The organism is Oleiphilus sp. HI0132 (assembly GCF_001635845.1).
The window spans coordinates 1-7,933 of sequence record NZ_LWGJ01001125.1 but is presented as its reverse complement, the minus strand read 5'-3'; the positions used below and the strand labels follow the sequence as shown (position 1 = coordinate 7,933).

The window sequence follows — 7,933 nt, the reverse complement described above, 5'->3', positions numbered from 1 at the left end:
AACTCTAATGGCGTTGCCCAATAATCTTCCTTATTCCATTGTTCTTGATCGGATACGAACTTCACTCTATTAAAGAACTGGTTTACAAGTTTTAGCTTTTGTTGATGGGTAATGTTTTGTTTGTAATTAGCGATTCTTTCCCATTGCTGGAGTCGGCTAACAGCGTCCTGGCCGAAGCGCTGGTCAATAAAATCGAGAACTTTAGAGTTAAGGTCTAGGGCTGAGGCGCAGGTCGTAATAAAAAAAATTATGACAACCCGCTTGTAAATCGGGGTCCTTAAAAGAGTGAGGCCTAAGCAATAGCTATTGAATATCGGAGTCATTGTGACTTATTGGTTTACTCTATTTTTAAGCATTCGCTTCCGAAGTTTGCTTAAACGGTCTTTTATGCCCTGCGTTCTGCCCGGGTTTGCTGCGCGAGTTGTAATGATGGGGTTGTTTTCGGTGTTCTCTGTTTCCTCAATTTCAGGATCATCCACTGGCTCATAGCTTTCAAAGCCAATAGGGCGCTGTTCGACAAATACCAGGTTTTCTAATCGCCCAGAGCGTTCTAATACGACACGATCTGGATAAACTTGTTTAAGTGTTGCACCGCCCGGCAGTTCGTCATTTATTCGATAGTTTAAGGTTTGTTTATCTGGTCCTTGGATAAGGGCGCTGGCATTGTCAGTATTACCGCTTGCCATGACGCCCGTAAGCAGAAGTTTTAGGCTAGTTTTTGGGAGGTCTTTGGCGACTGGTTTTGGTTTGCTTATGGCCTTGTTAACGTCGCCAAACAGGCTGAACTTGGAGATGTTGTGAGTTTTTTGCGGCTTGTTAGTATTTGTTTGCGCGACACTGCTAGAGGGGGTTGTAGGCTTAAGATCTTTTTTAAGGTCTTGGATGAAAATAGGGGCTAGTTGTATATAAATACTTCCGCAAATAAGTGCGCATAATGCGAGCGCTGATATTAAGGGAAGCCGGTTAAACAACATGTTAATAAACCTGGATTAGTCGTCGCTGTCACAGTTTCGCAATGTTTCAGCCGTGATCATTTATATTTATGTCTTAGCCATTATAGTAGCACAAGATCTAGCTTTGCTTATGTAAGAGTCTTCAAAAAATGGTTTTACTGTAGCGCTTTTTTTATGGGGTTCTGTCAGGGTATTTTGGTATTTCATAGGACTTAATTTTGCTTATCCTGACAAAATATATGAATTAGTTAATAAAGAGCGTGTTTTTGCGTTTATATTAGTCTTACGATGTTTTAATGTAATCGTCTATTGTTTATAAGATTAAGACAATACAATGCTCGTCTTACTTAAGTTAAATGCTTAATTTAGCTTGCTCGTGGGATTATGAATAATACTAACCTGGCGGACCGAATTTAAGGGGTTACCGTGATAGAAGAGTCTCAACATAATAGTGCTGATGCAGCGGATATTCCGACTTTAGAAGAGTCCGGCACCGCATCCGGCTCTGTTGAAGATACTGGTTTAATGCTTCCATTTGAGCGGTTGCCATTCTCCTTTGCTAAGAAGCAAGGGATAGTATTGTTGAAAAATCAAAATAACGAGTATGAGATTCTTTATCGGGCGGGTCTTAGCTCCCAGGCTTTTGCAGAAGTAAACCGTCTAACTTTTGGTGAGGTTCCTTTTCAACAAGTTGATGAGGCAGAGTTCGACGAAGCTTTAGGGCTTGCTTACCAAAATGACTCTGCAGAAGCAATGCAGATGGTCGAAGGTCTGGGCGACGATATGGATCTGGCCAGCTTGGCAAACTCGGTTCCAGAGACCGAGGACTTATTAGAGCAAGAAGATGATGCGCCGATCATCAGACTAATTAATGCTATTTTGACCGAAGCAGTAAAAAATGATGCTTCAGATGTGCATATAGAAACATTTGAAAAACAGCTTGTCGTTCGCTTTAGAGTGGATGGAGTCTTGCGAGAAATCGTTAAACCCAAGCGCGCACTAGCGCCTTTGCTGGTGTCTCGTATCAAGGTTATGGCAAAACTCGATATTGCTGAAAAGCGTGTACCTCAAGATGGTCGAATTTCATTGCGTGTTGGTGGCAGAGAAGTGGATATCCGTGTATCGACAATGCCTTCAGCGAACGGAGAGAGAATCGTACTTCGTTTACTTGATAAGAACGCAGGGCGTTTGTCTCTCGATATCCTAGGAACATCGGAGCGTGACTCAGATGTTTTAAAAAGTATTCTGGCGAGGCCCCATGGCATATTACTGGTTACCGGGCCAACCGGTTCTGGTAAGACCACTACGTTGTACGCGGGTCTATCTCATATTAATGACCGCAGCCGTAACATTCTGACGGTTGAAGACCCTATAGAATACAACTTGCCAGGTATTGGGCAGACCCAGGTTAATACTAAAGTGGATATGACTTTCGCCCGAGGCCTTAGAGCGATCCTTCGTCAAGACCCTGATGTGGTAATGATTGGTGAGATCCGTGATATCGAAACAGCTGAAATTGCGGTTCAAGCCAGTTTGACCGGCCACATGGTGCTATCAACCTTGCATACTAATAGTGCCGTTGGCTCTATCACCCGATTGATGGATATGGGGGTTGAGCCTTTCCTGATTAGCTCGAGCCTTGTTGGTATTATGGCACAGCGCTTGGTTCGTGTTCTGTGTACCTCCTGTCGTCAACCCTACGAGCCTGATGACAGCGAATGCGAATTTCTGCATATAGAGCACGGGCCTGGCCAATCGAAACCTCCTATCTACAAAGCAAAAGGTTGCCCAGAGTGTAATCATCTTGGTTATAAGGGCCGTATTGGTATCTACGAACTTGTGCAAATAGATGAACAGATGCGTGAGCTTATTCATAGCAAAGCCGGTGAGCTAGAGCTTGAAACTTATGCACGTAAGTGTGGTCCAAGCATACATGATGATGGTATTCAGAAGGTGTTGGCTGGCGTTACCACGATTGAAGAAGTGGTAAGGGTGACCCATCGGGGATAGTCATGGCTGCATTTGAGTACAAGGCGCTTGACCAAAAGGGCAAGCAAAAAAAAGGTGTAATAGAGGCGGACAGCGCTCGGCAGGTTCGACAGCAACTGCGCGAAAAAGGTTTAGCTCCGCTTGAAGTTGAACAAAGTTCTGAGAAAAAGAGCAATAGCGGTGGCGGTTCCTCAAGGCGTAGGTTGAGTGTCAAAGAGCTGTCGTTACTTACCCGTCAGATCGCTACGTTGATTCAGTCAGGTATTCCTATTGAAGAGACGCTTAGTGCGGTGGCTAGTCAAAGCGAGAAAACAAACGTTCGTAGTATGTTGCTGGCGGTTAGAGCAAAAGTACTAGAAGGTTATACGCTTGCCGATAGCCTTGCTGAATTCCCGGCTGCTTTCCCTAATCTTTATCGCTCTACGGTTGCTGCAGGCGAGCATGCCGGTCACCTTGACCTGGTGCTTAACCGGCTGGCCGATTATACCGAAGCACGTCAACAAGCACGCCAAAAGATACAGCTGGCTGCGATATACCCTGTAATACTTTGCTTCGTTGCTGTTTCAATCGTTGTATTTCTATTGACCTATGTTGTGCCAGATATCATTGAGGTGTTCGTTAACAACGGACAAGACCTACCATCACTGACTCAGGGCCTTTTAGCCGTGAGCGATTTCTTGGGTGACTGGGGTTTGCTGATACTCATTATCCTTATCTTGGCCGGTATGGGCTTTAAGGTCATGCTAAAGAAAGATGGCTTCCGCTTTGCGTATCATAAGCGCTTGTTAGGTATGCCATTTATTCAAAAGATTTCGAGGGGCTCCAATACCTCTCAATTTGCTAGTACGCTTAGTATCCTTAATAGTAGCGGCGTGCCTTTAGTTGATGCGATGCGCATATCTTCCGAGGTCTTAACAAACGATTGCCTCAAAGCATCCTTAGCTGAAGCAGCGCAGAAAGTGAGTGAAGGTGCAAACTTGCACAATTCTCTTGAGCAAACAGGCTACTTTCCACCAATGATGATTCATATGATCGCCAGCGGCGAGTCTAGTGGCGAGTTGGATGAAATGCTTGAAAGAACAGCACGGCATCAGGAAAGCGATCTGCAAGGACTAATCGAAACAATCGTTGGTTTGTTTGAACCGCTCATGTTGCTCTTTATGGGCGGCGTGGTTTTGGTCATTGTCTTGGCGATTATGTTGCCTATATTGAATATGAGTAATTTGGTTGCATAGATTTTGGTATAAAATCGTCGGCCACTTTGGTTGTGCAGTTATCACAAGAAATTATAAATACCTACTTAGATAAGGAAGTAAGATGAAACGTTCACATGTTAAGCAATCCGGTTTCACGCTAATCGAGATAATGGTGGTCATGGTGATCCTAGGTCTTTTAGTGGCGGTTGTGGCACCCAATATTCTTGGCCGAGGCGAAGAAGCCAGAATTGGCGTCGCTAAAACCCAGATCCGTAATATTGGTAATGCTTTAGATATGTATAAGCTAGATAACTTCTCTTACCCAAGTACGGAACAAGGTTTGGAGGCACTAGTTAATAAACCTTCCGGTTCACCAGAAGCAAAAAACTGGAGCAAGGATGGTTACCTTCCAAATGTTCCAATCGACCCATGGAAGAATGAGTATCAATATGTCAGCCCAGGTTCTGAAGGCCCTTATGATTTGTACTCTTTTGGTCCCGATGGGCGTGAAGGTGGTACAGATGGTGGTGAAGATATCAGCAATCACGATATGAATTAATCAGACGGCGTGATGGAAGAGTAAACATTATATGCTTCCCCTTAAGGGAATGTTCGCTAGGGTTAGGCCAGTGATCGGGTCTAAAACCTCAACCGTTAGCGGTCGTGGTTTTACTTTGATTGAGTTGCTGGTTGTTCTGGTTTTGCTTGGTTTAATCTCGTCTCTCGCCTTAATGACGGTTGGCGGTGGTAATCAGACGCGCGAAATGATCAACGAGGTAACTCGTATGCAAGCCTTGCTTCGTCTTGCTGCCGATGAGGCTATTTACTCCAATGAAGAAATTGGCGTATTGATTGAGGATGAAGGCTACGAATTTCTGGTTTGGGACGAAGAAGCTTCAAAGTGGGAAAGCTCTACTAAGCAAGCCTTACGACCCCGAAGTTTGCCCGAGTGGTTAACATTAGACTTTCAGCGGGAAGGGAAAGGGCGCGAAATCCTCGGCACCTCTGTATCAGGCGAGTATATCGGCAACACTGACACTCTGGAAATTGAAGAATCCTCAAAAAAACCTAGTTTTATGCTGCTATCCAGTGGTGAAGTTGATCAGTTTGTTATTGGTGTTCAACTCATGGGCGACAGCGATAGCCGGATCGAAATCAAGACTGATGAGCAAGGTGAGATTGTTGTACCCTTCCTGCAACAGGATGAGGATGCAGGCTAATGCATAGGTCTATCAGGCAACGTAATCTTTCTAAGATAACCAAGCATGCGGGCTTCACACTTTTAGAAGTAATGATGGCTATGCTGGTCTTCGTCTCGGTAGCCATGATTCAACAAGAGGTGACGGCATCAACCGTTAGCCAATATTTTAACGTAAGGCATAAGATAGTTGCTTCTTGGATTGCGGAAAATAAGATCACAGAGCTTCAGCTTTCAAAATCACTGCCTGCAATTAAAGAATATAAAGAAGAGATCGAGTTTGCGAATCAAGAATGGCAGGTGGTTTCTAAGGTTAGCAAAACAGCAAATGCCGATATCAACAAGCTCGACGTAGATGTCTATCTTATCGATGAGCAGAGTGGCGATAAGAGCAAAAAACTAACACTTTCCAGTATGTTAGGGCGCTACTAATGCTGGATTCCACCAAAATCAAGCAAGCCCTTGCATCTCAACAAGGCTTCACATTGCTAGAAGTCCTTATCGCGATAGGTATTACTGCATTAATTGGTTTGGGCGCCTGGCAGGTATTGAACTCAGCGATCACAAGTAGTGATCGTACTCAGGTTCATCTCGAAGAGCTGAATCAAATTCAAAAAGCAATGCTGATCGTTAAGCGCGACCTTTCGCAAGTCATTGGTCGTTCGATACGAGACGAGTATGGCGACTATCAAAACGCACTGGATAGCAGCTCTGATTTTTATAAAATCCAATTTAGCCGAGTAGGCTGGCGTAATCCTTTAGACGATAAGCGTTCCGAGATTCAACGTGTCGCCTACGAGCTGGATAGTGAAAAGCTTGTAAGGCACTACTGGACAGCGCTTGATCAGACTCAGGACAGTGAAAGCATTCGAAAGACTCTCTTAAACGATATTGAATCTCTTGATTTTCGTTTTTTGAATGAGAGCGATGCATGGGTGGGTAAGTGGCCTGTTGAATCGCTTGACAGCGAGACCACTTCACCTGACCCGCGTCAAACAAACAACAGCTTACCCAAGGCAATTGAAATCGAAATAGCACATAAACGCTTCGGCAAGGTGAAGCGCTTGTTTGAGGTAGGGAGCTATTTTTCCGGCAAAGAGCTTGAATTAAGTGGCGGCGCATCTTCAGATAACGGTCTTGATGGCCAGAAGGCTAAAGACTGATGCCTCTGCTATATAGAACATACGGTATTCAGTACCCATGCTCAGTTAAAAAACAGGGCGGGGTCGCCTTGATGATTGTCATCTTTGTTTTCGCATTAGTTTCTATACTGTCTGTCGGTATGTACAACAGACAGAGTATTTTTGTTCAGCAGGCCGGTAATTTATTTGCCCAGTCTCAAGCGTATCAATACGCGATTGGCTCCGAGTTATATGCAAAGTGGTGGCTAAAAGATGATTGGGATAATGATAAAGATGTAGAAAAAGAATTCTATGATGACCTAGCCTTTCTTGAGTCCTCTTTAACAAGACCCTATGAAGGTGCAATTGTTTCGTCACAGTTTAATGATGTTCAAGGGAAGCTGAATCTAAATGACCTAGTCAGTGTGACAGGGGAAGTTATCCCTGTAATGAAGGAACGCTTCACTCGTTTATTTAATCGTTTGGCGATCGAAACGGTAAAGCTTGAGCAAATTATTGACTGGCTTGATGAAAATCAGGACTCAAGTGGTTTTGATGGGGCGGAAGATGGCGAGTATTTGTCCTTAGACCCTCCTTATAGAAATGCTGGCCAGCCTATGCTCGATATATCAGAATTACGATTACTTCCCACAATCAGTAATGAAGACTTCAAAAAACTATTAGAGCATGTCACTGTATTGCCTCAGGGTTGGGCTCCCGTTAATGTAAATACTGCAACAGCGGAAGTTTTACAGAGTTTAAGTGAAACCCTTACTGATGCCCAGGCAGATAGCTTGGTAGAAGCTCGTCAGGATAAGGCCTGGAAGAATATTGACGAGTTTAAGGCTGAGACTTTAGTTGCGGATGGAAAAATAAACTTTAATTACATCGGGGTTCGATCTGACTTTTACGAGTTAGCGACCGAAGTGACACTTTCCGAGCGCACGGTCAGGTTAAGAAGTGTACTCTATCGGAGTAACGAAGACGGGTCTTTACAGGTTCTTAGTCGTAACCAGGGCCAAAAATATTTAATTACCAAAGAGCAAGTGGCGCTATAATAAAACGATTAGCGTCGTTCAAAACAGATAGAGTAAACTCATGCCAAATACATTGTTTGTAAGGCCACATAAAGTACATCAGGTAGAAGGAGCGTTATATGAATGGGCGCTCTATGATATTGCTGGTGAGCAACTTAAATATGGCGCGCGTTCGAGTCTGGAAATAATCGATCAGACCTTAATGCAGAATGGTATCGAGAATGTTGAACTGATTGCGCTTTGGCCTTCTTCAGCCGCCTTTGTAAGCGAAGTGAGTCTGCCAGGAGGTCAGGCTCGTTACCTGCAGCAAGCGCTACCCTTTGCAGTAGAAGAGCAGGTTGCGCAAGATATTGAGCAAATACATATTTGTTTGGGGCCAAAAAGCAAACGAGGCGCTTACTCGGTCATTAATATCGACCACTCTTTGTTCGAGTCAAAT

General features: G+C 44.2%; 9 protein-coding genes and 1 pseudogene. 8 read left to right on the top strand and 2 right to left on the bottom strand.

Going from position 1 to position 7,933, the window contains the following annotated elements:
- Positions 1-323 (bottom strand): annotated as a pseudogene (locus A3766_RS32025) (hypothetical protein); the annotation flags it as partial.
- Between the two features lie 6 nt (positions 324-329).
- A complete protein-coding gene (locus A3766_RS15130) occupies positions 330-974 on the bottom strand; it encodes a type II secretion system protein N (RefSeq protein ID WP_068511072.1) in 645 nt (214 codons plus the stop codon).
- 504 nt (positions 975-1,478) lie between these two features.
- Here A3766_RS15130 and gspE point away from each other — a divergent pair.
- From gspE to gspL, 8 genes are all read left to right on the top strand, one after another.
- A complete protein-coding gene (gene gspE / locus A3766_RS15125) occupies positions 1,479-2,963 on the top strand; it encodes a type II secretion system ATPase GspE (RefSeq protein ID WP_068511084.1) in 1,485 nt (494 codons plus the stop codon).
- Positions 2,964-2,965: 2 nt separating this feature from the next.
- Entirely contained in the window at positions 2,966-4,177 is a 1,212-nt protein-coding gene (gene gspF, locus A3766_RS15120) for a type II secretion system inner membrane protein GspF (protein WP_068511069.1), read from the top strand.
- 82 nt (positions 4,178-4,259) lie between these two features.
- Complete coding sequence (gspG, locus tag A3766_RS15115; RefSeq protein WP_068511068.1) at positions 4,260-4,697, top strand: type II secretion system major pseudopilin GspG; 438 nt, start codon at positions 4,260-4,262, stop codon at positions 4,695-4,697.
- Between the two features lie 70 nt (positions 4,698-4,767).
- Complete coding sequence (gene gspH, locus A3766_RS15110) at positions 4,768-5,358, top strand: type II secretion system minor pseudopilin GspH (RefSeq protein ID WP_068511066.1); 591 nt, start codon at positions 4,768-4,770, stop codon at positions 5,356-5,358.
- Positions 5,358-5,768, top strand: a complete 411-nt coding sequence (gspI, locus tag A3766_RS15105; RefSeq protein ID WP_068511063.1) for a type II secretion system minor pseudopilin GspI — start codon at positions 5,358-5,360, stop codon at positions 5,766-5,768. The genes gspH and gspI overlap by 1 nt, the downstream gene beginning before the upstream one ends.
- Complete coding sequence (gene gspJ, locus A3766_RS15100; protein WP_068511061.1) at positions 5,768-6,499, top strand: type II secretion system minor pseudopilin GspJ; 732 nt, start codon at positions 5,768-5,770, stop codon at positions 6,497-6,499. The genes gspI and gspJ overlap by 1 nt, the downstream gene beginning before the upstream one ends.
- On the top strand, positions 6,499-7,515 hold the full coding sequence (gspK, locus tag A3766_RS15095) for a type II secretion system minor pseudopilin GspK (RefSeq protein ID WP_068511059.1): 1,017 nt from the start codon (positions 6,499-6,501) through the stop codon (positions 7,513-7,515). The genes gspJ and gspK overlap by 1 nt, the downstream gene beginning before the upstream one ends.
- Positions 7,516-7,555: 40 nt before the next feature.
- A partial coding sequence (gene gspL / locus A3766_RS15090) for a type II secretion system protein GspL (protein WP_231882906.1) occupies positions 7,556-7,933 on the top strand: 378 nt, incomplete at its 3' end.